General features: G+C 71.3%; 2 protein-coding genes. Both read right to left on the bottom strand.

The window, feature by feature from the left end; genetic code table 11:
* Positions 1 to 16: 16 nt before the first annotated feature.
* On the bottom strand, positions 17 to 10789 hold the full coding sequence (locus AC4BDD_RS26720; protein ID WP_490688008.1) for a type I polyketide synthase: 10773 nt from the start codon (positions 10787 to 10789) through the stop codon (positions 17 to 19).
* 54 nt (positions 10790 to 10843) lie between these two features.
* Positions 10844 to 26392 carry a type I polyketide synthase gene (locus AC4BDD_RS26715; protein ID WP_490688007.1) on the bottom strand — a complete coding sequence of 5183 codons (15549 nt, stop codon included), beginning with the start codon at positions 26390 to 26392 and terminating at the stop codon, positions 10844 to 10846.
* Positions 26393 to 26420 lie beyond the last annotated feature (28 nt).

Below are 26420 nucleotides of genomic sequence, written 5' to 3'. Positions count from 1 at the left end.
GCACTTTCGATTTTCTTTATGCCTGAGCATCGCCCAGTGCCCGCTGCACGAGGCTTTCCACATTCAATTCGTCGATGAGATCCAGGTCCGTCGCGTCGCTTTCTTCCTGCGTCTCATCGCTCTCGGATTCCGGCTGCGCCAGCTGAAGGAGTACGTCCAGCAGACCCGCCTGCCGGAACCTGCTGATCGGAATGGACGCCAGCACCGCTCGCAGCTCGGCTTCCGCGGGGTCGCTCTCCCCCGCCCCGCCGACGCTCGGGAAGAGCTCCTCGCGGAGGTGCTGCGCGAGCGCGAAGGGCGTGGGGAAGTCGAACAGCAGCGTCGACGGCAGCCGCAGACCCGTGTCGGCCCCCAGGACGTTGCGCAGCTCGACGGCGGTCAGCGAGTCGAAGCCCGAGTCCAGGAAGCCCGCACGCGGCGGAAGCGCGTCCTGGCTGGCGTGTCCGAGTACCGCGGCGGCCCGGGTGCGGACGAGGTCGAGCAGTACACGCTCACGGTCAGGCTCCGGAGTGGCCAGAAGCTGCTCCTTCATCCCGCTCTCCTGAGCCCGCCCCGCCTCGGCGACACGCCGTGCGGGCGTCCGCACCAGGGAGCGCAGCACCGCGGGGAGACCCGGCTGACCTGCCAGCGCGGCACCGTTCACATGCAGCGCGGCCAGGACCGCATCGCCCGCCGCGCCTGCCGCGTCCAGCAGCGCCAGGCCATCGGACTCCGACAGCGGACGCAGACCCGCACGCGTCATCCGCGAGACGTCCGCTTCAGAGAGGCCGCCGGTCATGCCGCTGTTGTGGGCCCACAGGCCCCAGGCGAGCGACTGCCCCGCCAGGCCCAGGCCGCGGCGGTGCTGCGCCAGAGCGTCCAGGAACGCGTTGGCGGCGGCGTAGTTGCCCTGCCCGGACGCGCCCAGCACACCCGCAGCCGAGGAGAAGAGGACGAAGGCGGTCAGGTCGAGGTCGCGGGTCAGCTCATGGAGATTGAGCGCGGCGTCGACCTTCGGCCGCAGTACCGTCTCCAACCGCTCCGGCGACAGCGACTCGATCACACCGTCATCCAGCACACCGGCGGTGTGGACGACGCCCGTCAGCGGATGCTCGGCGGAGATGCCGCCCAGCAGACCGGCCAGCGCCTCACGATCAGCCGCATCGCAGGCGGCGACCGTCACCTGAGCACCGAGCTCCGTCAGCTCATCGCGCAGCTCGGCCGCGCCCGGAGCCTCCAGGCCCCGGCGGCTGGTCAGCACCAGATGCCGGACCCCGTGCTCGGCCACCAAGTGCCGGGCCACCAACGCACCCAGAGCACCCGTACCACCGGTCACCAGCACCGTGCCATCCACAGCCCAAAGGGAATCCGAGGGCGCGGGGACGGTCGCGCGAGCAAGGCGCGGGACACGCACCGCACCAGCCCGCACCGCCACCTGCGACTCGCCCGAGCCCACAACCGACGGCAGGACGGCCATCGACGTCTCGTCCTCGTCCAGGTCGACCAGGACGAACCGGTCCGGGTTCTCGGTCTGTGCGGAGCGCACCAGACCCCATACGGCGGCGTGCGCCAGGTCGGCGACGCCCTCGCCCTCGTCCACGGCAACCGCACCCCGCGTCAGCACCACCAGACGCGAAGACGCAAACCGCTCATCGCCCAGCCACTCCTGCACCAACCCCAGAACGCGACCGGTCACACTCCGCACATCCGCGGCACTGGAACCACCGGACAGGCACGGCACCAACACCACACCCGGCACCTCACCACCAGCACCCAACGCACCAAGATCAGAGGCGACCTCACCCACGCCCAACGACGCCGGCAGACCAGAAGCCTCCGAACCCAGCACCGCCCAACCAGCAGCACCAGCACCAGCAGCCTCAGCCACCGACAGCGACTGCCACTCCACCCGGAACAGGGAGTCCTGACGGGTGCCCTGGCTCGCACGGAGTTGTTCCGCGGACAGCGGCCGGACCAGCAGTGCTTCGATCGACGCGACCGACTGTCCGGAGCCGTCGGCAACGGTCAGCGACACCGCGTCGGTACCGGTGGGCGACAGCGCTACGCGCAGGACGGAAGCGCCCGTCGCGTGGAGGGACACCCCGCTCCAGGAGAACGGGAGATGAGCCTGACCGGCCTGGTCAGCGTCTCCGGCCGCCGCCATGGCGTGAAGGGCGGAGTCGAGGAGGGCCGGGTGCAGACCGAAACGGTCGGCCTCGGAGCTCACCACATCCGGCAACGCGACCTCGGCGAAGGTCTCCTCACCACGCCGCCACACCGAACGCAGCCCCTGGAACGACGGCCCATACGCCAGACCCGCATCCGCGAACCGCTCATACAAGCCGGCAATGTCCACCGCCTCCGCACCCACCGGAGGCCACTCCACCAAACCAACCGACGATCCCACAGCACCACCAGCGACCAACGACCCACTGGCATGCCGCGTCCACGGCTCCTCAACCCCCGACTCAGCCAAGCGCGAGTAGAACACGAACCCACACCGGCCACCCTCATCGGCCGCCGACACGGAGATCTGAAGCTGCACCGCACCCTGCTCCGGCAACACCAGAGGAGCCTCCAGCGTCAGCTCCTCCACACGATCGCGCCCGACCTGATCCCCGGCCCGCATGGCGAGTTCGAGGATGGCTGTGCCCGGGACCACGGTGACGCCTGAGACGGCGTGGTCGGCGAGCCACGGGTGCGTGTCCACGCTGAGCCGTCCGGTGAACAGGTAGCCGTCACCTTCCGCGAGCCCAACAGCGGCACCCAGCAGCGGGTGATCGGCAGGGGCAAGGCCCGCCGAGGTGACGTCACCGGCCGGAGCCGTGGCGTCCAGCCAGTAGTGCTGGTGCTGGAAGGCGTAGGTGGGCAGGTCGACCCGGCGCGCGCCGGTACCGGCGAAGACCGCCTCCCAGTCCAGCTCGCCACCCCGGACGAAGAGCGCGGACACCGCCGTCAGCAGCGCCTGCTCCTCGGCACGGTCACGACGCAGGACGGGGACGAGCACGGCCTCGGTGTCCTCGGACAGGCACTCCCGGGCCATCGCCGAGAGCGTCCCGTCCGGACCAAGCTCCAGGAAGCGCGTGACGCCCTGGGCATCCAGCGCACGGATCCCGTCAGCGAAACGGACGGCGTCACGGACGTGACGGACCCAGTACTCCGCCGAGCACAGCTCCTCAGCAGACGCGACCTCACCCGTCACATTGGAGACCACCGGGATACGCGGGGCGGTGAACTCCAGCCCCTTCGCGACCTGCGCGAACTCCTCCAACATTCCGTCCATGTGCGAGGAGTGGAAGGCGTGGCTGACACGCAGCTGCTTGGTCTTCACACCCGAAGCGGCGAAACCCTCACTGATACGCGCCACGGCGTCAGCGTCACCGGAAATCACCACCGAGGTCGGACCGTTGACGGCCGCGACCGACACACCCGCAACACCCTCAAGCGCCGCCCGGACATCCTCCTCGGGAGCAGCGATGGACACCATCGCCCCACCCTGCGGCAACGCCTGCATCAGACGGGCACGAGCAGCAACCAGCGCCGCCGCGTCCGCCAGCGACAGCACACCCGCCACATGCGCGGCCGACAACTCACCAATCGAATGGCCAGCCACGAAGTCCGGGCGGATCCCCCACGACTCGGTGAGACGGAACAGCGCCACCTCGATCGCGAACAGCGCCGGCTGGGTGAACCCCGTCTGATCAATCAGCTCGGAGTCAGCGACGAAGATCACCTCACGCAGCGGCCGCTCCAGATGACGATCCAGCTCCACACAGACCGCGTCAAAAGCCTCCGCGAACACCGGGAACCGCTCACACAACTCCCGGCCCATACCGACCCGCTGCGAACCCTGACCCGTGAACAACACGGCCAGCCTGCCGCCACCGACCGCGCCCTGGACCACACCAGGCGCCACATCACCAGCGGCCAACGCCTCAAGCGCCGCACGGAACTCCGCACGATCCGAGGCCACCACCGCAGCCCGGTGCTCCAACCCAGCCCGCGACACCGCCAGCGAATAACCGACATCCGCCAGACGCACATCCGGCCGGGACTCAACGAACGCCGCCAGACGACGCGCCTGCCCCCGCAACGCCTCCGCACTCCGCGCGGACACCACCCACGACACCGCACCATCGGCGCTCGGCGCATCGACCGGTTCGGCGTCGGCGGTTGCCGGGACGCCTTCGAGGATGACGTGCGCGTTGGTGCCGCTGATACCGAAGGACGAGACGCCCGCTCGGCGCGGCTGGCCGGTCTCCGGCCAGGCCGTCTGCTCGGTCAGCAGCTCGACGGCGCCCGCCGACCAGTCGATGTGCGGCGACGGCTCATCGACGTGCAGGGTCTGCGGCAGCACACCGTGCCGCATCGCCATCACCATCTTGATGACACCCGCCACACCGGCGGCCGCCTGGGTGTGACCCAGGTTCGACTTCACCGAACCCAGCCACAACGGACGCTCCGGAGAGCGGTCCTTGCCGTAGGTGGCCTGGAGCGCCTGGGCTTCGATGGGGTCGCCCAGGGTGGTGCCGGTGCCGTGCGCCTCGACGACGTCCACCTGATCGGCGGAGAGCCGGGCATTGGCCAGCGCCTGGCGGATCACCCGCTGCTGCGACGGACCATTCGGCGCCGTCAGACCATTCGACGCACCATCCTGGTTGACCGCCGAACCCCGCACCACGGCCAGCACCCGATGACCGTTGCGCTCGGCATCCGACAACCGCTCCAGCACCAGCATGCCGACGCCTTCGCCCCAGCCGGTGCCGTCCGCCGCACCCGCGAAGGACTTGCAGCGGCCGTCAGAGGCCAGACCACGCTGCCGGCTGAACTCCACGAAGACGCCGGGGGTCGACATCACCGTCACGCCGCCCGCGAAGGCCATCGTGCACTCACCCTGGCGCAGTGCCTGCGCCGCCAGGTGGAGGGCGACCAGCGAGGAGGAGCAGGCGGTGTCGACGGTGACCGCGGGGCCTTCCAGGCCCAGCGTGTACGAGATCCGGCCCGTGGCGACGCTGCCCGAGCTGCCGTTGCCGAGGTAGCCCTCCAGCCCCTCCGGGATCTCCCGCACCCGTGCGCCGTAGTCGTGGTACATCACGCCGGTGAACACGCCGGTGCGGCTGCCGCGCAGCGACTGCGGGTCGATACCGGCGCGCTCCAGCGCCTCCCAGGAGGTCTCCAGCAGCAGCCGCTGCTGCGGGTCCATCGCCAGCGCCTCACGCGGCGAGATCCCGAAGAACCCGGCATCGAACTCCGCCGCGTCGTAGAGGAATCCGCCCTCCTGGGCGTAGCTGGTGCCCGAGCGGCCCGGGTCGGAGTCGAAGAGCCCGTCCAGCTCCCAGCCACGGTCGGTGGGGAAGGCGGAGACGCCGTCGCCTCCGGTGGCAACCAGCTGCCACAGATCCTCCGGCGAGGTCACACCGCCCGGGTAGCGGCAGCTCATGCCGATGATCGCGATCGGATCGTCATCCGTTGCCGAGGCCGTGACGGCCGGAAGGAGTGCCGCCGCCTCCGGGGCGTCGCCCAGCAGCTCGGTCCGCAGCAGATCCGCGATCGCGGTCGGCGTGGGGTGGTCGAAGACCAGTGTGGCCGGCAGCCGGAGTCCGGTGTCCGCGATCAGCCTGTTGCGCAGCTCGACGGCGGTCAGCGAGTCGAAGCCGACTTCCTTGAACGCGCGCAGGGGCTGCACCGCGTCCGGTGAGCCGTGCCCGAGGACAGCCGCCACGTGACCACGGACGAGGTCGAGCAGTACGCGCTCACGGTCGGGCCCGGGAGTGGCCAGGAGTCGTTCCTTCAACCCGCCGTCCTGGGCGCGGCCGGCTTCGGCGATGCGCCGGGCCGAGGTGCGAACCAGGGAGCGCAGCACTGACGGGAGAGCCGCCTGACCGGCCAGCACGGAAGTGTTCAGGTGCACCGGAGCCAGTACGGCATCATCCGCCGCGCGGGCGGCGTCGAGGAGGGCCAGGCCATCGGATTCCGACAGCGGACGCAGACCCGCACGCGTCATCCGCGAGACGTCCGCTTCGGAGAGGCCGCCGGTCATGCCGCTGTTGTGGGCCCACAGGCCCCAGGCGAGCGACTGCCCCGCCAGGCCCAGGCCGCGGCGGTGCTGCGCCAGCGCGTCCAGGAAGGCGTTGGCGGCGGCGTAGTTGCCCTGCCCGGACGCGCCCAGCACACCCGCAGCCGAGGAGAAGAGGACGAAGGCGGACAGGTCGAGGTCGCGGGTCAGCTCATGCAGGTTCAGCGCGGCGTCGACCTTCGGCCGCAGCACCGTCTCCAACCGCTCCGGCGACAGCGACTCGATCACACCATCGTCAAGCACACCGGCGGTGTGGACGACTCCGGTCAGCGGATGCTCGACAGGGACCGTTTCCAGCAGCCCGGCCAGCGCCTCACGATCAGCCGCATCGCAGGCGGCGACCGTCACCTGAGCGCCCATCGCGGCGAGTTCATCGCGCAGCTCGGCCGCGCCCGGGGCGTCCAGGCCCCGGCGGCTGGTCAGCACCAGATGGCGAACGCCGTGCTCGGCCACCAAGTGCCGGGCCACCAGAGCACCCAAGGCACCCGTGCCACCGGTCACCAGCACCGTGCCGTCGGCATCCCAGCCAGCCGAATCGGACGACGAGGCGGCCATCGCACGCGTCAGACGCGGAACAGACACCGCACCCGCCCGCACCGCCACCTGCGACTCGCCCGAGCCCACAACCGACGGCAGGACGGCCATCGACGTCTCGTCCTCGTCCAGGTCGACCAGGACGAACCGGTCCGGGTTCTCCGACTGCGCCGAACGCACCAGACCCCATACGGCGGCGTGCGCCAGGTCGGCGACACCCTCGCCCTCGTCCACGGCGACCGCGCCACGGGTCACCAGCACCAGACGCGAGGAAGCAAACCGCTCATCGCCCAGCCACTGCTGCACCAGCCCCAGAACGCGACCGGTCGCACTCCGCACATCCGCGGCACTGGAACCACCGGACAGGCACGGCACCAACACCACACCCGGCACCTCACCACCAGCACCCAACGCACCAAGATCAGAGGCGACCTCACCCACGCCCAACGACGCCGGCAGACCAGAAACACCATCGCCCGAACCCAGCACCGCCCACCGCTCAGCGGCGGGCTCCGAGGTGGCCGGCAGCGCCAGGGGCTGCCAGTCCATCCGGTACAGCGACTGCTGCTGCCCGCTCGCGAGCTGGTCACGGGATACGGGGCGCAGTACGAGGGAATCGACCTCGGCGACCGGCGCTCCGGTGCCGTCACTGACCGTCAGGGAGACCGCCTCGGCGCCGGCCGGGGCGAGCCGTACCCGCAGAACGGACGCGCCGACGGCGTAGAGCTGCACGCCGCCCCACGAGAACGGCAGGCGCGCGCCACCGGGGCCCTGAAGACCGTCGGCGCCCATGGCGTGGAGGACGGAGTCGAGGAGGGCCGGGTGCAGACCGAAACGGTCGGCCTCGGAGCTCACCACATCCGGCAACGCGACCTCGGCGAAGGTCTCCTCACCACGCCGCCACACCGAACGCAGCCCCTGGAACGACGGCCCATACGCCAGACCCGCATCCGCGAACCGCTCATACAAGCCGGCAATGTCCACCGCCTCCGCACCCACCGGAGGCCACTCCACCAAACCAACCGACGATCCCACAGCACCACCAGCGACCAACGACCCACTGGCATGCCGCGTCCACGGCTCCTCAACCCCCGACTCAGCCGAGCGCGAGTAGAACGCGAACTCGCACCGGCCGCTCTCATCGGCCGCCGACACGGAGATCTGAAGCTGCACCGCACCCTGCTCGGGCAAGACCAGAGGAGCCTCGAGCGTCAGCTCCTCCACACGATCACAGCCGACTCGGTCGCCGGCCTGAAGGGCCAGTTCCACGAAGGCGGTGCCGGGCAGCAGTGCCGAGCCCATCACCTCATGGTCGGCGACCCAGGGGTGGGTGCGGAGCGACAGCAGGCCGGTCAGCAGCAGCCCGTCGTCGTTGGCCAACGACATGGCCGCGCCAAGCAGCGGGTGATCGGCGGCGTTGAGTCCGGCCGCGGTGACGTCACCCGACGAAGGAGCGGGGTCCTTGGGCCAGTAGTGCTGGTGCTGGAAGGCGTAGGTGGGCAGGTCGACCCGGCGCGCGCCGGTACCGGCGAAGACCGCCTCCCAGTCGGCGGCGACACCATCGACGTACAGCTGCCCGAGGGCCGCCAGCAGCGTCTGCTCCTCGGCACGGTCACGACGCAGGACCGGAACGAGAGTCGCCTCGCTGTCCTCGGACAGGCACTCCCGGGCCATCGCCGAGAGCGTCCCGTCCGGACCCAGCTCCAGGAAGCGCGTGACGCCCTGGGCCTCCAGCGTGCGCACACCAGCGGCGAACAACACCGCTTCCCGCACATGGCGGACCCAGTACTCCGCCGAGCACAGCTCCTCAGCAGACGCGACCTCACCCGTGACATTGGAGACCACCGGGATACGCGGGGCGGTGAACTCCAGCCCCTTCGCGACCTGCGCGAACTCCTCCAACATCCCGTCCATGTGCGACGAGTGGAAGGCGTGGCTGACGCGCAGCCGCTTGGTCTTCACACCCGAAGCGGCAAACTCCCCCACGACCCTGGTCACGGTGTCGGCGTCACCGGAGATCACCGCGGACGCGGGGCCGTTGACGGCCGCGACCGACACACCCGCAACGCCATCGAGCGCCGCGCGGACGTCCTCCTCGGGAGCAGCGATGGAGACCATCGCCCCGCCCTGCGGCAACGCCTGCATCAGACGGGCACGAGCACCAACCAGCGCCGCAGCAACCGCCAGCGACAGCACACCCGCCACATGCGCGGCCGACAACTCACCGATGGAGTGCCCGGCCACGAAGTCCGGGCGGATCCCCCACGACTCGGTGAGACGGAACAGCGCCACCTCGATCGCGAACAGCGCCGGCTGGGTGAACCCCGTCTGATCCAGCAACTCCGCATCAGACGCGAAGATCACCTCACGCAGCGGCCGCTCCAGATGACGATCCAGCTCCACACAGACCGCGTCAAACGCCTCCGCGAACACCGGGAACCGCTCACACAACTCCCGGCCCATACCGACCCGCTGCGAACCCTGACCCGTGAACAACACGGCCAGCTTCCCGGAACCCGCAACGCCCTCGACCACGCCCGCCGGGGTCTCGCCAGCGGCCAGCGCCTCCAGGGCCGCACGGAACTCCGCACGGTCGGAGGCCACCACCGCGGCCCGGTGCTCCAGCCCAGCCCGCGACACCGCCAGCGAATAGCCGACATCCGCCACACTCACGTCAGAACGGGACTCCACGAACGCGGCCAGACGCCGCGCCTGCCCCCGCAACGCCTCCGCACTCCGCGCGGACACCACCCACGGCACGACCGGGCGTACATCCCCGGCGGGCCGCTCCGCCGGGGGCTCAGTCTCGGCAGGTGCCGGGGCGCCTTCGAGGATGACGTGGGCGTTGGTGCCGCTGACGCCGAAGGAGGAGACACCGGCGCGGCGGGGCTGGCCGGTCTCCGGCCAAGCCACCTGCTCGGTCAGCAGGCGCACCGCGCCCGCCGACCAGTCCACCTTCGTGGACGGCTCGTCGACGTGGAGGGTCTGCGGCAGCACACCGTGCCGCATCGCCATCACCATCTTGATGACACCCGCCACACCAGCCGCGGCCTGCGTGTGGCCCAGGTTCGACTTCACCGAACCCAGCCACAGCGGACGGCCCTCGGCACGCTCCCGCCCATAGGTCGCCAGCAGCGCCTGCGCCTCGATCGGGTCACCGAGCGACGTCCCGGTGCCATGCGCCTCGACCGCGTCCACCTGGTCAGCGGAGAGCCGGGCGTTGGTCAGCGCCTGCTGGATCACCTGCTGCTGGGCGGGGCCGTTGGGCGCGGTCAGGCCGTTGGACGCGCCGTCCTGGTTGACGGCCGAGCCACGGATGACGGCCAGCACCGGGTGACCGTTGCGCTGCGCGTCCGACAGCCGCTCCAGCAGGAGCATGCCGACGCCCTCGGCCATGGCGGTGCCGTCGGCGGCGTCGGCGAACGCCTTGACCCGGCCGTCGAGGGCCAGTCCGCGCTGGCGGCTGAACTCCTGGAAGATGCTGGGCGTGCCCATCACGGTGACGCCGCCGGCCAGCGCCAACGTGCACTCGCCCTGGCGCAGCGCCTGGCCCGCCAGGTGCATGGTCACCAGCGAGGACGAGCAGGCGGTGTCGACGGTGACCGCCGGCCCCTCCAGACCCAGGGTGTACGACACCCGGCCCGACAGCACGCTGGCCACGGCGCCGGTCATCAGGTAGCCGTCGAACTCGTCGGACGACCGTTCCATGCAGGCCGCGTAGTCCTGGCCGTTGGTGCCGGCGAAGACGCCGATCCGGCTGCCGCGTACGGACTGCGGGTCGATACCGGCGCGCTCCAGCGCCTCCCAGGACGCCTCCAGCAGCAGCCGCTGCTGGGGGTCCATGGCCACGGCCTCACGCGGCGAGATCCCGAAGAACTCGGCGTCGAATCCGGCGGGGTCGTCGAGGAAACCGCCCTGCCGCACATAGCTGGTGCCCGGGTTGTCGGGGTCCGGGTCGAACAGCCCGTCCAGGCCCCAGCCACGGTCCGCCGGGAAATCCGAAATGCCGTCACCGCCGGTGGCGAGCAGCTGCCACAGCTCCTCGGGGGTGCTGACACCGCCCGGGAAACGGCAGCTCATGCCGACGATAGCGATCGGCTCCTGATCCCTGGCGTCCAGCACACGCAGCCGCTCGTGCGCCTGCTCAAGGTCAGCCGTTACTCGCTTGAGGAAGTAACGAAGCTTTTCTTCATTCCCCATCAAAATCTCCGTACTTGGGAACTCGACACGTCACAGCAGAAGAGAGCGGTGAGGTCAAGAAATTCCGAACTTCTTGCTGAGCAGGTCGAACATCTCGTCATCCGTGGCCGACTGGAGGTCGTCGGTCTCACTCGGCCCGGCCTCCAGGTCGCCCGGCTCCCGCCACTGCGAGACCAGCGCCTGCATGCGCATCATGATCCGGGTGCGCACGGAGTTGTCGGGTTCCATCCCCAGGAGCGCGGTCTCCAGCTTTTCGAACTCCTCCAGAGCGGCGGACGATCCTTCGCCACCCTCGCCCGCGTCCGGGTCGAGTTCCCGCACCAGGTAGTCGGCCACGGCCTCCGGGTTCGGGTAGTCGAAGACGAGGCCGGTCGGCAGGCGCAGGCCGGTGAGGGCACCGAGCCGGTTGCGCAGTTCGACGGCGGTGACCGAGTCGAGCCCGAGCTCGCGGAAGGCCCGGTCGCCTCGGATGGCCCCCTGCGAGGTGTATCCGAGTACGGCGGCCGCCTGGGCGCGCACCGCCTCGACCAGCAGCGCACGTCGCTGCTCCGCCGGGGTGTTCGCCAGCTGCGCCGCCAGCTCGGGCACCTGCGTGGCCGCTTCGGTGCCGGTGCCGGTAGCGGTGTCGGTTCCGGAGCCGCGCAGTCGGCGCACTTCCTCGATGCCGCTGATGAACGGGTTCGGCCGGCCGGCGGTCAGGGCGACGGCGAAGCGTTCCCAGGTGACGTCAGCGATCATGACGCAGGTGTCGTCGTGCTCCAGGGCCCGCCGCAGGGCGGCCGTGGTGAGACCGGGGTCCATCGCGGGCAGCCCGTGCCGGTCCAGCAGTTCGCCGAACGAGCCCTCGGCCATACCGTCGCCGTCCCAGGCGCCCCAGGCCACCGAGGTGGCCGGCAGGCCGCGGCTCCGGCGGTGGTGCGCCAGCGCGTCCAGGTAGGCGTTACCGGGCGCGTAGTTGCCCTGCCCCGAGGCGCCGATGGTGCCGGCGACCGAGGAGAAGAGCACGAACGCGGACAGGTCCATGTCCTGGGTGAGCTCGTGCAGGTTCACCGCACCGCCCACCTTGACCCGCAGGGCCCGGTCCAGCTGCTCGGGCGTCAGCGAGTCCACCAAGCTGTCGTCGAGGACCGCGGCGGTGTGCACCACCGCGGTGAGCGGGTGCTCGGCCGGCACCGAGTCGAGGAGCCGTGCGAGGGCTTCCCGGTCGGTGACGTCGCAGCGGGCCACGGTGGTGCGGGTGCCGCTCTCGGCGAGTTCGGCCTCCAGCTCCGCGACGCCGGGTGCCTCGGGGCCGCGCCTGCTGACCAGCAGCAGGTGATCGGCGCCCGCACGGGCCAGCCAGCGTGCGGTGTGGGCGCCCAGCGCGCCGGTGCCACCGGTGATCAGCACGGTGCCGGAGGGCTGCCAGTCCCGCACCGCCGGGGCCGCGCCCAGCGGGGCACGCTCCAGCCTGCGGCCGAAGACCCCCGACGTACGGACCGCGAGCTGGTCCTCGTCGGCCCTTCCGGCCAGCACCCCGCACAGCAGGGTCCGGCTCCGCTCGTCCAGCGTCTCCGGCAGGTCGACCAGGCCGGCCCACCGCTCGGGGTGCTCCAGACCGGCGACCCGGCCGAAGCCCCAGACCAGGGCCTGGGCAGGGCTGGTGACGGGGTCGGCAGGGCTGACACCGACGGCGCCTCGGGTCGCGCTCCACAGCGGTGCCTCGATCCCCGCGTCGCCGAGCGCCTGGACGAGCGCCACGGTCAGGGCGAAGCCGGCCGGCGTGTCCGGGTGCTCCTTCAGCGGCTGCTCGGCGAGCGCCAGCATCGACAGCACGCCGGTGAAGGCGGACGCCTCGCCGCGGAGCGGGTCAGCGCCGTCCTGATCGGCGCTGGAAGCCAGGCCGGTGAGGCGCTCGGCCAGGGCCGTGCGATCGAGGTCGGCTTCGGTCAGCTCGGCCGTGACGACGCGGACGCCGTGCGCGGTCAGCGCCTCGATGGCGCCGCTGACGGTTCCGTCGTGCTGGTGGCCGGTCGCCGTCAGCACGAGCCAGGTCCCGGACAGCGCACCCTGCGGTGTGCCGGGGAGCGGCTGCCAAGTGGTGTGGTACCGCCAGGAGTCCGCCACTTCCTGCTCGCGGTGGCGCCGCCGCCAGGATGACAGGGCGTGCACCAGCGGGCTCAGCGCGGACTGCGCGTCGTCGCTGTCGATCGCCAGCGTGCCGGCGAGCGCGGCGACATCCTCGCTCTCGACCGCCTCCCAGAAACGGGTCTCCGCGGCCCCCGCGCTCTGCCCGGCGACGGGCTCGGGCTCCGGAGCGGAGGCGTCCAGCCAGTAGCGCTGGCGCTGGAAGGGGTAGGTGGGCAGGTCGACCCGGCGGGCCTCGCTGTGGTTGAACAGCGATGTCCAGTCGACGTCGACTCCGTGCGCGTGTGCCTGGGCCAGCGAGGTCAGCAGCCGCTCCCGGCCGCCTTCACCACGCCGCAGGGTACCGACGGTCACCACCGGCCGGTCGGCCGTCTCCGCCGTCTCCTGCACCCCCATCAGCAGCACCGGATGCGCGCTGACCTCGATGAACGCACCATGGCCCTCGTCAAGGAGCGTGCTGACAGCGTCGGCGAACTCCACCGTCTGCCGCAGATTGCGATACCAGTACCCGGCATCCAGACCGGAGGTGTCGATCCGGGTGCCGGTGACGGAGGAGTAGAACGGGATACGGACGCTGCGCGGCTCAACCGGCGCCAGGATCTCCAGCAGACGGTCTTCGATCTGCTCGACCTGGGCCGAGTGCGAGGCGTAGCCCATCGGCACCGAACTTGTCCGGGCGCCTGCGGCCTTCCACTCACTCTGCAGGGCCTGCACCGTCTCGCGGTCTCCGGAGACGACCACCGAGCCGGGGCCGTTGACCGCTGCCACCGACACCGCGTCACCGAACTCGGCAATACGCTCGGTGACTTCCTCCAGCGGCAGCGCCACCGACAGCATCACCCCGTCGCCCGGCAGATCGGTCAGCAGCCGGCCACGCAGCGCGATGATCCGGGCACCATCCTCCAGACTCAGCGCACCCGCCACACACGCGGCGGCAATCTCACCCTGCGAGTGACCCACCACCGCAGCAGGCTCCACACCATGGGACTGCCACACCGCGGCCAGCGACACCATGATCGCCCACATCACCGGCTGGACCACATCCACCCGATCCAGCCACGCACCCGACTCATCCCGAACCGTGTCCAGCAACGACCAGTCCGTGAACGGAGCAAGCGCCGCCGCACACTCCGCCATACGAGCGGCGAACACCGGCGAGGACTCCAGCAACTCCACCGCCATACCGGCCCACTGCCAGCCCCCACCAGGGAAGACGAAGACAGCACCACCGGAGGCATCCGCCTCGGCACGGACCACACCAGGGGCATCACTGCCCTCAGCGAGCGCAACCAGCGAACACAAGGCGGACTCACGGTCCTCGGCGAGCACCACCGAACGGTGCCGGAACACCGACCGCGACGTCACCAGCGAATAGCCCACATCCACCGAACCCAGCCCCGGCCGCTCCCCGACGAAAGCCGCCAACTGCCCAGCCTGCGCCCGCAACGCCTCCGCACTACGCGCCGACAACACCCACGGCACGAGGACCGCAGGAGCAACCGCGTCCTCTGGCTGCTCGGGGGCCGGAACACCTTCCAGGATGACGTGGGCGTTGGTGCCACTGACACCGAAGGACGAGACACCCGCCCTGCGCGGCCGGCCCGTCTCGGGCCACTCCACCGACTCGGTCAGCAACTCGACCGCGCCCGCCGACCAGTCCACATGCGGCGTGGGCTCATCGACGTGCAGGGTCTGCGGCAGCACACCGTGCCGCATCGCCATCACCATCTTGATGATCCCGGCGACACCGGCCGCCGCCTGCGTGTGACCCAGGTTCGACTTGACCGAGCCCAGCCACAGCGGACGGTCCTCGGGGCGGTTCTGCCCATAGGTCGCCAGCAGCGCCTGCGCCTCGATCGGGTCACCGAGCGTGGTGCCGGTGCCGTGCGCCTCGACCGCGTCCACCTCGTCGGCGGAGAGCCGCGCGCCGGCCAGCGCCTGCTGGATCACCCGCTGCTGCGAGGGACCATTCGGCGCCGTCAGACCATTGGACGCACCGTCCTGGTTGATGGCACTGCCCCGGACGACGGCCAGCACCGGGTGGCCGTTGCGCTGAGCGTCGGAGAGCCGCTCCACGAGCAGCATGCCCGCACCCTCGGCCCAGCCGGTGCCGTCCGCGGCACCCGCGAACGCCTTGCAGCGACCGTCCCCGGCGAGACCGCCTTGGCGGCTGAACTCCACGAACACATCCGGCGTCGAGAGCACGGTCACACCGCCGACCAGCGCCATCGAGCACTCACCCTGGCGCAGCGACTGCGCCGCCAGGTGCAGGGCGACCAGCGAGGACGAGCAGGCCGTGTCCACCGTCACCGCCGGGCCCTCCAGGCCCAGCGTGTATGCCACCCGGCCGGTGGCGACACTGCCCGCGCTGCCGTTGCCGACGTAGCCCTCGACACCGTCCGGGACGGAAGTCAACCGCGCACCGTAGTCGTGGTACATCACGCCCGCGAAGACGCCGGTACGGCTGCCGCGCACCGACAGCGGATCGATACCGGCCCGCTCGAACGCCTCCCAGGAGGTTTCGAGGAGGAGGCGCTGCTGCGGGTCCATCGCCAGCGCCTCACGCGGCGAGATCCCGAAGAACTCCGCATCGAAGTCCGCCGCGTCGTAGAGGAATCCGCCACTTAGCGTGGTGGAGGTCCCGTGCCGCTGACGGTCCGGGTCGTGCAGGCCGTCCAGCACCCAGCCACGGTCAGTGGGGAAGGCGGAGACCGCGTCTCCGCCGGCCGACACCAGCTGCCACAGCTCCTCCGGGGAGGTGACCCCGCCCGGGTAGCGGCAGCCCATGCCGACGATCGCGATCAGGTCGTCGTCCGTGGCGGCAGCGACCGGAACCGGCGTCGCCGGGCCGGATTCCGGCGCGGAATCCAGCAGCTGGCCCTGGAGGAAGCCGACCAGGGCCTCCGCCGTCGGGTAGTCGAAGACCATGGTGGCGGGCAGGCGCAGCCCGGTGACGGCGCTGAGCCGGTTACGCAGTTCGACGGCGGTCAGCGAGTCGAAGCCCAGCTCGCGGAAGGCCCGCGTCGACTCGATGCCTCCGCCGGACGTATGGCCGAGGACGGCCGCCGCGTTCGTCCGCACCAGGTCCAGAAGGACGCGGTGGGCTTCCGTGCCGGAGAGACCCGCCAGCTGCTGCCGGAGCGCCGACGCACCGGACTCCGCTCCCGCCGCGGACGCGGCACTGCGCCGGGCAGGCTCCCGAACCAACCCGCGCAGCAGTGCGGGCAGACCGACAGCGCCTGCCTGGGCGCGAAGCGCCGCGGTGTCGAGGCGCACCGGCGCCACCACGGCCTCGTCGGCCGCGCAAGCACCGTCGAACAGGGCCAGGCCCTGCTCGGTGGAGAGCGGGCTCAGCCCCATACGGGTCAGGCGCCGCAGATCCTCGTCATCGAGGTCGCCGGTCATGCCGCTGGCCTGGGCCCACAGGCCCCAGGCCAGCGACTGGCCCGTCAGACCCTCCGCACGACGCTGCTCAGCCAACGCGTCCACGAACGCGTTCGCCGCCGCGTAGTTGCCCTGCCCCGAGGCGCCGAGAAGCCCGGCCGCGGAGGAGAAGAGGACGAACGCGGACAGGTCAAGGTCGCGGGTCAGCTCGTGCAGGTTCAGCGCGGCGTCGACCTTCGGCCGCAGCACCGTCTCCAACCGCTCCGGAGACAGCGACTCGATCACACCATCGTCAAGCACACCGGCGGTGTGGACGACTCCGGTCAGCGGATGCTCGGCGGAGATGGCGCCCAGCAGACCGGCCAGCGCCTCACGATCAGCCGCGTCACAGGCAGCCACCGTCACCTGAGCGCCCAGTTCGACCAGCCCATCGCGCAGCTCGGCCGCGCCCGGAGCGTCCAAGCCCCGGCGGCTGGTCAGCACCAGATGCCGCACCCCGTGCTCGGCCACCAAGTGCCGGGCCACCAACGCACCCAGAGCACCCGTACCACCGGTCACCAGAACCGTGCCATCGACATCCCACACAGCGGAAGCGGAATCAGACGACGCGGGGGCCGTCGCACGCGCCAGGCGTGGAACACGCACCGCACCCGCCCGCACGGCCACCTGCGGCTCACCCGAGCCCACAACCGACGGCAACACCAGCGCCGAAGCCTCGTCGCCGTCCACATCCACCAGGACGAACCGGTCCGGGTTCTCCGACTGCGCCGAACGCACCAGACCCCACACGGCAGCGTGCGCCAGGTCGGCGACGCCCTCGCCCTCGTCCACGGCAACCGCACCCCGCGTCAGCACCACCAGACGCGAAGACGCAAACCGCTCATCGCCCAGCCACTCCTGCACCAACCCCAGAACGCGACCGGTCACACTCCGCACATCCGCGGCACCGGAACCACCGGACAGGCACGGCACCAACACCACACCCGGCACCTCACCACCAGCACCCAACGCACCAAGATCCGAGGCGACCTCACCCACGCCCAACGACGCCGGCAGACCAGAAGCCTCCGAACCCAGCACCGCCCAACCAGCAGCACCAGCACCAGCAGCCTCAGCCACCGACACCGGCAGCGACTGCCAGTCCACCCGGTAGAGGGGCAGGTCGGCGCCGCGCCGTGCGCCATCGAGCTGTTCTCGGGAAACCGGCCGCAGGGAAAGCGCGTCGACGGAGGCCACCGGAGCACCGGTACCATCCGCGACCGCCAGCGTCACCGCTCCGTCGTCGACCGGCGAGATGCGCACCCGCAGTTCGGAGGCGCCGGAGGCGTGCAGGGAGACGCCTCGCCACTCGAACGGAAGCCGCGCCTCCCCGGAGTTCTCCAGCGCGAAGGCGTGCAGTGCGGAGTCGAGCAGGGCGGGGTGCAGACCGAAGCGGCCAGCTTCCGCCACCGCGTCCTCGGGCAGCGCGAGCTCGGCGAAGAGGTCGTCGCCGCGTCGCCACACCCGTCGCAGGCCCTGGAAGACATCGCCGTACACATAGCCGGCCGCGGCGAAGCGCTCGTAGGCGTCACCTGCGGCGACCTCCACGGCATCGGCCGGAGGCCATGCCGCGAGGTCGAAGGAGGCCGGCTTCACGTCAGCGGAGAGGACACCGCTGGCGTGGCGCGTCCATGCCTGCTCGTCGGCCGGAGCGGCTCCGCCCTCGACACGTGAGTGGATGGTCAGCGAGCGCCGGCCCGCTTCATCGGCCGCGCCGACCGCGAGTTGCAGCCGGACCCAGCCCTGCTCCGGGAGGGTCAGCGGTGCTTCGAGTGTCAGCTCCTCGACGCGTGCCCCGCCGAGCTCGTCGCCGGCACGGACCGCCAACTCCACGAAGGCGGTGCCGGGCAGCAGCACGGTGTCCATCACCGCGTGGTCCGCGAGCCAGGCGTGGCTGTGCAGAGAGAGGCGTCCGGTGAACAGATACGTGTCCGCGTCGGCCAGGCCGATGGCGGCGCTCAGCAGCGGGTGGTCGGCCGGGGTCAGCCCCGCCGAACCGATGTCTCCCGCGCCGGGTGCGGCGTCGAGCCAGTAGCGCTGGCGCTGGAAGGGGTACGTCGGCAGGTCGACCCGGCGTGCGCCGGTGCCCGCGAACACCGACGCCCAGTCCACCTCGACGCCCTGGGTGTACGCCTCCGCCAACGACGTCAACAGCCGCTGCCAACCACCCTCCTCACGACGCAGCGTGCCGACGGTGACCACCGGACGGTCCACGGCATCCGCGGTCTCCTGCACACCCATCAGCAAGACGGGGTGCGCGCTGGTCTCGATGAACGCGCCATGACCCTCATCCAGCAGCGTCTCAGTCGCCTTCGCGAACTCCACCGTCTGCCGCAGATTCCGATACCAATACCCGGCATCCACACCAGTGGTATCGATACGGGCACCGGTCACCGAGGAATAGAACGGGATACGGCCGGCCTGAGGCTGGATCGGGGCCAGCACCTCCAACAAACGGTCCTCAATCTCCTCCACCTGCGCCGAGTGCGAGGCGTAATCCACCGGCACCAACCGCGCCCGAACACCCTCAGCCTCCCACCCCGACTGAAGCTCCAACAGCACGCTGCGCTCACCGGAAACCACCACCGAGCCCGGGCCGTTGACCGCAGCCACCGACACCCGCTCACCGAACTCACCGATCCGCTCGGTGACCTGCTCCACCGGCAACGCCACCGACAGCATGCCGCCATCACCACTGAGGTCCAGCAGCAACCGACTCCGCAACGCCACAACCCGAGCAGCATCCTCCAAGCTCAGCGCACCAGCCACAGCCGCCGCGGCGATCTCACCCTGCGAGTGACCCACCACCGCCGCCGGCTCCACACCATGGGACTCCCACACCGCGGCCAGCGACACCATCACCGCCCACAACACCGGCTGAACAACATCAACCCGCTCCAGCCACACACCCGACTCGTCCCGAACCGTGTCCAGCAACGACCAGTCAGTAAACGGAGCAAGAGCCGCCGCACACTCACCCATACGAGCCGCGAACACCGGCGAAGCCTCCAACAGCTCCACCGCCATACCCAGCCACTGCGAACCCTGACCCGGGAAAACAAACACCACACCACCAGGAGAGCCCGACACCCCCCGCACGGCCTGGGCGGTGGCCTGGTCGTTGAGGAGAGCGGTCAGCCCGCGAGCGAGTTCGTCGTGGTCGGAACCGAGCACCACCGCGCGGTGCTCCAGGTTGGCTCGGCCGGTCGCCAGCGAGAAGCCGGCGTCCGTCAGGTCCAGCCGCGGCCGGTCCGCAGCGAAGGAAGCCAGCTGCTCGGCCTGCGCCCGGAGCGCCTCCGCGCTGCGCGCCGACAGCACCCACGGCACCACGCCAGCGCTTCCGGCCGCCGGAGCGGTCGCGTCCTCGGACCGCTCGGCAGCCGCAACGCCTTCCAGAATGACGTGGGCGTTGGTGCCACTGACACCGAAGGACGAGACACCCGCCCTGCGCGGCCGGCCCGTCTCGGGCCAGGCGATCTGCTCGGTCACCAACTCGACGGCACCCGCCGACCAGTCCACCTTCGACGAGGGCTGGTCCACGTGGAGGGTCCGCGGCAGCACACCGTGCCGCATCGCCATCACCATCTTGATGATCCCGGCGACACCGGCCGCGGCCTGCGTGTGACCCAGGTTCGACTTCACCGAGCCCAGCCACAGCGGACGGTCGTCCGGACGGCCCTGGCCATAGGTCGCCAGCAGCGCCTGCGCCTCGATCGGGTCACCGAGCGTGGTGCCGGTGCCGTGCGCCTCGACCGCGTCCACCTGATCGGTGGAGAGCCGCGCGGCGGCCAGCGCCTGCTGGATCACCCGCTGCTGCGAGGGACCGTTCGGCGCCGTCAGACCACTGCTGGCACCATCCTGGTTCACCGCCGAACCCCGCACCACGGCCAGCACCCGATGGCCGTTGCGCTCAGCGTCCGACAACCGCTCCAGCACCAGCATGCCGACACCCTCGGCCCAGCCCGTGCCATCAGCCGAATCCGAGAAGGACTTACAACGGCCGTCCGCCGCCAGACCCCGCTGGCGGCTGAACTCCACGAAGACACCCGGCGTCGACATCACGGTGACACCACCGGCCAGCGCCATGGTGCATTCGCCCTGCCGAAGGGCCTGGCAGGCCAGGTGCAGGGTGACCAGCGAAGAGGAGCACGCGGTGTCGACCGTGAGCGCGGGGCCCTCCAGACCCAGGGTGTAGGCCACCCGGCCCGACACCACACTGCTGGCGCTGCCGTTGCCGAGGAAGCCCTCAAGTCCTTCCGGCACCTCATGCAGCCGCGCGCCGTAGTCGTGGTACATCACGCCCGCGAAGACGCCGGTGCGGCTGCCGCGCACCGACAGCGGATCGATACCGGCCCGCTCCAGCGCCTCCCAGGAGGTCTCCAGCAGCAGCCGCTGCTGCGGGTCCATCGCGAGCGCCTCGCGCGGCGAGATCCCGAAGAACCCGGCGTCGAACTCGGTCGCGTCGTGCAGGAATCCACCCTCACGCACATAGCTCGTGCCGGTGCGGTCCGGGTCCGCGTCGAAGAGGCGGTCGATCTGCCAACCACGGTCGGACGGGAACTCCGAGATCCCGTCCCCGCCCGCTGCCAGCAGCTCCCACAGCTCCTCCGGGGAGGTGACCCCGCCCGGATAGCGGCAGCTCATCCCCACGATGGCGATCAGGTCGTCGTCCGTGCCGGTCGACTGCGACGGGGTCGGAAGCAGCGGACCCCGGGCCTCGCCGACCAGCTCCTCCCGCAGATGCTCCGCGAGGGCGATGGGCGTCGGGTAGTCGAACAGCAGCGTCGGGGGCAGCCGCAGGCCGGTGGCCGAGCCCAGCGCGTTGCGCAGTTCGACCGCGGTCAGCGAGTCGAAGCCCGCGTCCAGGAAGCCCAGACGGGCGGGGATGGCGTCCGCGCCGGCGTGGCCGAGCACGGCCGCTGCTCGCGTACGGACCAGGTCGAGCAAGACCCGGTCCCGTTCCGCGGCGGATGCCTGGGCCAGTCGCCCCATCAGCTTCTCGGCGTCGGCCCCGCCCGTGCTCGCACCAGCACCGGCATGGGCGGTGCGGCGTGCCGGGGTACGGACCAGGGAACGGAGAACCGCGGGCAGCCCGGCCTGCGCCGCGAATCCGGCCGGGTCCAGGTGGATCGGAGCCAGGACCGCATCGCCCGCCGTGAGGGCGGCGTCCAGCAGCGCCAGGCCATCGGACTCCGACAGCGGACGCAGACCCGCACGCGTCATCCGCGAGACGTCCGCCTCAGAGAGACCACCGGTCATGCCACCGGCCTGAGCCCACAGGCCCCAGGCGAGCGACTGCCCCGCCAGGCCCAGGCCGCGGCGGTGCTGCGCCAGCGCGTCCAAGAAGGCGTTCGCCGCAGCGTAGTTGCCCTGCCCCGAGGCGCCGAAGAGCCCGGCCGCGGAGGAGAAGAGGACGAACGCGGACAGGTCAAGGTCGCGGGTCAGCTCGTGCAGGTTCAGCGCGGCGTCGACCTTCGGCCGCAGCACCGTCTCCAACCGCTCCGGCGAGAGCGACTCGATCACACCGTCATCCAGCACACCCGCGGTGTGAATCACCCCGGTCAGCGGATGCTCGGCGGAGATGCCGCCCAGCAGACCGGCCAGCGCCTCACGATCAGCCGCATCGCAGGCGGCGACCGTCACCTGAGCGCCCAGCGCGGCGAGTTCATCGCGCAGCTCGGCCGCGCCCGGAGCCTCCAGGCCCCGGCGGCTGGTCAGCACCAGATGCCGCACCCCGTGCTCGGCCACCAAGTGCCGGGCCACCAACGCACCCAGAGCACCCGTACCACCGGTCACCAGAACCGTGCCATCGACATCCCACACAGCGGAAGCGGAATCAGACGACGCGGGGGCCGTCGCACGCGCCAGACGCGGAACACGCACCGCACCCGCCCGCACCGCCACCTGCGACTCACCCGAGCCCACAACCGACGGCAGGACAGCCGCAGAAGCCTCGTCCCCGTCGATATCGACCAAGACGAACCGGTCCGGGTTCTCCGACTGCGCCGAACGCACCAGACCCCACACGGCAGCGTGCGCCAGATCCGCGACACCCTCACCCGCGTCCACGGCAACCGCACCCCGCGTCAGCACCACCAGACGCGAAGACGCAAACCGCTCATCGCCCAGCCACTCCTGCACCAACCCCAGAACGCGACCGGTCACACTCCGCACATCCGCGGCACTGGAACCACCGGACAGGCACGGCACCAACACCACACCCGGCACCTCACCACCAGCACCCAACGCACCAAGATCAGAGGCGACCTCACCCACGCCCAACGACGCCGGCAGACCAGAAACACCATCGCCCGAACCCAGCACCGCCCAACCAGCAGCACCAGCCTCAGCCACCGACAGCGACTGCCAGTCCACCCGGTAGAGCGACTGCTGCTGCGGGGTGGTGGCGAGGTCCTGGGGGGCGACCGGGCGCAGCACCAGGGACTCGACGGAGGCGACGAGGGCGCCGCGGGCGTCGGCCGCCTCGATCGAGAGGGTGTCCGTGCCGACCGACCGCAGGCGTACCCGCAGGGAGGTAGCGCCGGTGGCGTGGAGTGACACACCGGTCCAGGCGAACGGGAGGCGGGCGCCGCCGGTGTCCCGGACGAGCAGGCCGTCGCCCATGCCCACCGGGTGGAGGGCGGCGTCGAGCAGCGCGGGGTGCAGGCCGAAGAGAGGGGCGTCGGCCGTGGCGCTCTCCGGGAGGGCCACTTCGGCGTAGACGTCCTCGCCGCGTCGCCACACCCGTCGCAGTCCGCGGAACGTGGTGCCGTACAGGGTGCCGTTCTCGGCGAGGCGTTCGTAGACGCCGTCGATGTCGGCCTCGGTGGCCTCTGCCGGGGGCCAGGCTTCGAGGTCGGTGGCGGGGGTGCCGGGCTGGGCGGCCGCGAGGACGCCACCCGCGTGGTGGGTCCAGGGGCCGTCGGCGGTGGCGGTCGCCTGCCGGGAGTAGAGGTTGAACGGGTGGCGCCCGGAGTCGTCGGGGGCGCCGACCGAGATCTGGAGCTGCACCGCGCCCTGCTCGGGCAGGACCAGCGGGGCTTCCAGGGTCAGTTCGTCGATCCGGTCGCAGCCGACCTGGTCCCCGGCTCGTACGGCGAGTTCGAGGATCGCCGTGCCGGGGACGACGACGGCGCCGCCGATCCTGTGGTCGGCGAGCCAGGGGTGTGTCTCGACGCTGAGGCGTCCGGTGAACAGGTAGCCGTCGCCGTCGGCGAGACCGACGGCGGCGCCCAGCAGCGGGTGCTCGGCTCGTGCCAGGCCGGCTGCGGAGACGTCCCCGGCCTGGGTGGCGGAGGGCTTGGGCCAGTACTGCCGGCGCTGGAAGGCGTAGGTGGGCAGTTCGACGCGGCGGGCGCCGGTGCCGGCGTAGACGGCGTCCCAGTCGGGCGTGACGCCGTGGACGTGCAGTCGGCCGAGGGCGGTGAGGAGCGCGCGCTCCTCGGGCCGGTCGCGGCGCAGGGCCGGGACGAGGATGGCCTCGGATCCCTCGGTGAGGCAGTCGCGGGCCATGGCGGAGAGGGTGCCGTCCGGGCCGAGTTCCAGGAAGCGGGTGACTCCCTGGGCCTCCAGCGTGCGCACACCGGCGGCGAAGAGCACCGCTTCCCGCACGTGCCGGACCCAGTACTCCGCCGAGCACAGCTCCTCCGCCGTCGCGATCTTTCCGGTGACGTTGGAGACGACGGGGATGCGGGGCGCGTGGTAGGTGAGGATGTCGGCGAAGCGGCGGAAGTCCGCGAGCATCGCGTCCATGTGCGGCGAGTGGAAGGCGTGGCTGACGCGCAGCTGCTTGGTCTTCACGCCCGAGGCGGCGAAGCCCTCGCTGACGCGCGCCACGGCGTCGGCGTCGCCGGAGATGACCACGGAGGCGGGGCCGTTGACCGCGGCCACCGACACGCCGGCAACGCCGTCGAGCGCCGCCCGGACGTCCTCCTCGGGGGCGGCGACGGAGACCATGGCACCGCCCTGTGGGAGGCCCTGCATCAGGCGGGCGCGTGCGGCGACCAGGGTCGCGGCGTCCTTGAGCGAGAGCACGCCGGCCACGTGGGCGGCCGACAGTTCACCGATGGAGTGTCCGGCCACGAAGTCGGGGCGGATGCCCCAGGACTCGGCCAGCCGGAAGAGGGCGACCTCGATGGCGAACAGGGCGGGCTGGGTGTGTCCGGTCTGGTCCAGCAGGTCGGCATCGGATCCGAAGACGACCTCGCGCAGCGGCTGTCCGAGGAATCGGTCCAGCTCGGCGCAGACCGCGTCGAAGGCCTCCGCGAAGACGGGGAACCGCTGGTAGAGCTCCCGGCCCATGCCGAGCCGCTGGGCTCCCTGGCCGGTGAAGAGGACGGCGAGCTTGCCGGGGGCCACCGCGCCCTGGACCGTGCCGGCCGGCGTCTCGCCGGCGGCCAGCGCCTCGAGGGCGGTGCGGAACTCCTCGCGGTCGGCGGCCACCACGGCGGCCCGGTACTCGAAGGCGGTCCGGGTGGTCGCCAGCGAGTGGCCCACGTCGGCGAGGGAGAGGGTGGGCGAGGAGGCCAGGTGGGCGGCGAGGTTACCGGCCTGGGCGCGCAGTGCCTCGGTGCTCCGGGCGGAGAGCACCCAGGGCAGGGCCCAGGTGGCGTCGCCGAGCGGCGCGGGCGTCGGCTCCGCGTCGGCCGGCTGCGGCGTCTCGGGGGCGGTCGGGGCCTGTTCGAGGATGACGTGGGCGTTGGTGCCGCTCACGCCGAAGGAGGAGACGCCGGCGCGGCGGGGCTCGCCGCTCTCGGGCCAGGCCGTCTGCTCGGTCAGCAGCTCGACGGCGCCCGCCGACCAGTCGATGTGCGGCGACGGCTCATCGACGTGCAGGGTCTGCGGCAGCACACCGTGCCGCATCGCCATCACCATCTTGATGACACCCGCCACACCGGCGGCCGCCTGGGAGTGGCCGAAGTTGGACTTGATGGAGCCGAGCAGCAGCGGCCGGTCCTGCGGGCGGTCCTGGCCGTAGGTCTCCAGCAGGGCCTGGGCCTCGATGGGGTCGCCCAGGGTGGTGCCGGTGCCGTGCGCCTCGACGGCGTCCACCTGGCCGGCGGAGAGCCGGGCGTTGGCCAGCGCCTGGCGGATCACCCGCTGCTGCGACGGACCGTTCGGCGCCGTCAGGCCGTTGGACGCGCCGTCCTGGTTGACCGCCGAACCCCGCACCACGGCCAGCACCCGATGACCGTTGCGCTCGGCATCCGACAACCGCTCCAGCACCAGCATGCCGACGCCCTCGGCCCAGCCCGTGCCATCAGCCGCACCCGCGAAGGACTTGCAGCGGCCGTCGGCCGCCAGGCCGCGCTGCCGGCTGAACTCCACGAAGACGCTCGGGATCGCCATCACGGACACGCCGCCCGCCAGGGCCATGGTGCACTCGCCCTGGCGCAGCGCGTGGCAGGCCAGGTGGAGGGCGACCAGGGAGGAGGAGCAGGCGGTGTCGATGGTGACCGCGGGGCCTTCCAGGCCCAGGGTGTACGACGCCCGACCGGACACCACGCTGGGGGTGTTGCCGGTCATCAGGTAGCCCTCGACGTCCTCGGCGGACTGCCTGAGCAGGGTGGCGTAGTCCTGGCCGCTGGAGCCGACGAAGACACCGGTCCGGCTGCCGCGCAGCGACTGCGGGGTGATGCCGGCCCGCTCCAGCGCCTCCCACGCGGCTTCCAGCGACAGCCGCTGCTGCGGGTCCATCGCCAGTGCCTCGCGCGGCGATATGCCGAAGAACGTCGCGTCGAAGCCGTCCGCGTCGTGGATGAAGCCGCCCTCGCGGACGTAGCTGGTGCCCGGCCGGTCCGGGTCGGGGTCGAACAGCTCCTCCAGGTTCCACCCGCGGCCGGTCGGGAACGCGGACATCGCGTCCCGACCGGCGGTGACCAGCTGCCACAACTCATCGGGCGAGGTGACGCCGCCGGGGTAGCGGCAGCCCATGCCCACGATGGCGATCGGCTCCTGCGCCGTGTCCTCGATCTCCTTCAGGCGTGCGTGTGCCTGGTCGAGGTCGGCCGTGACCCGCTGGAGGTACTGGAGGAGCTTGTCTTCGTTTTCCATGGGTTGTGTCACCTGTGTGAGTGGTCGA

Source organism: Streptomyces sp. JLBT605, assembly GCF_058215555.1.
This window is presented reverse-complemented; position numbering and strand designations above follow the sequence as displayed.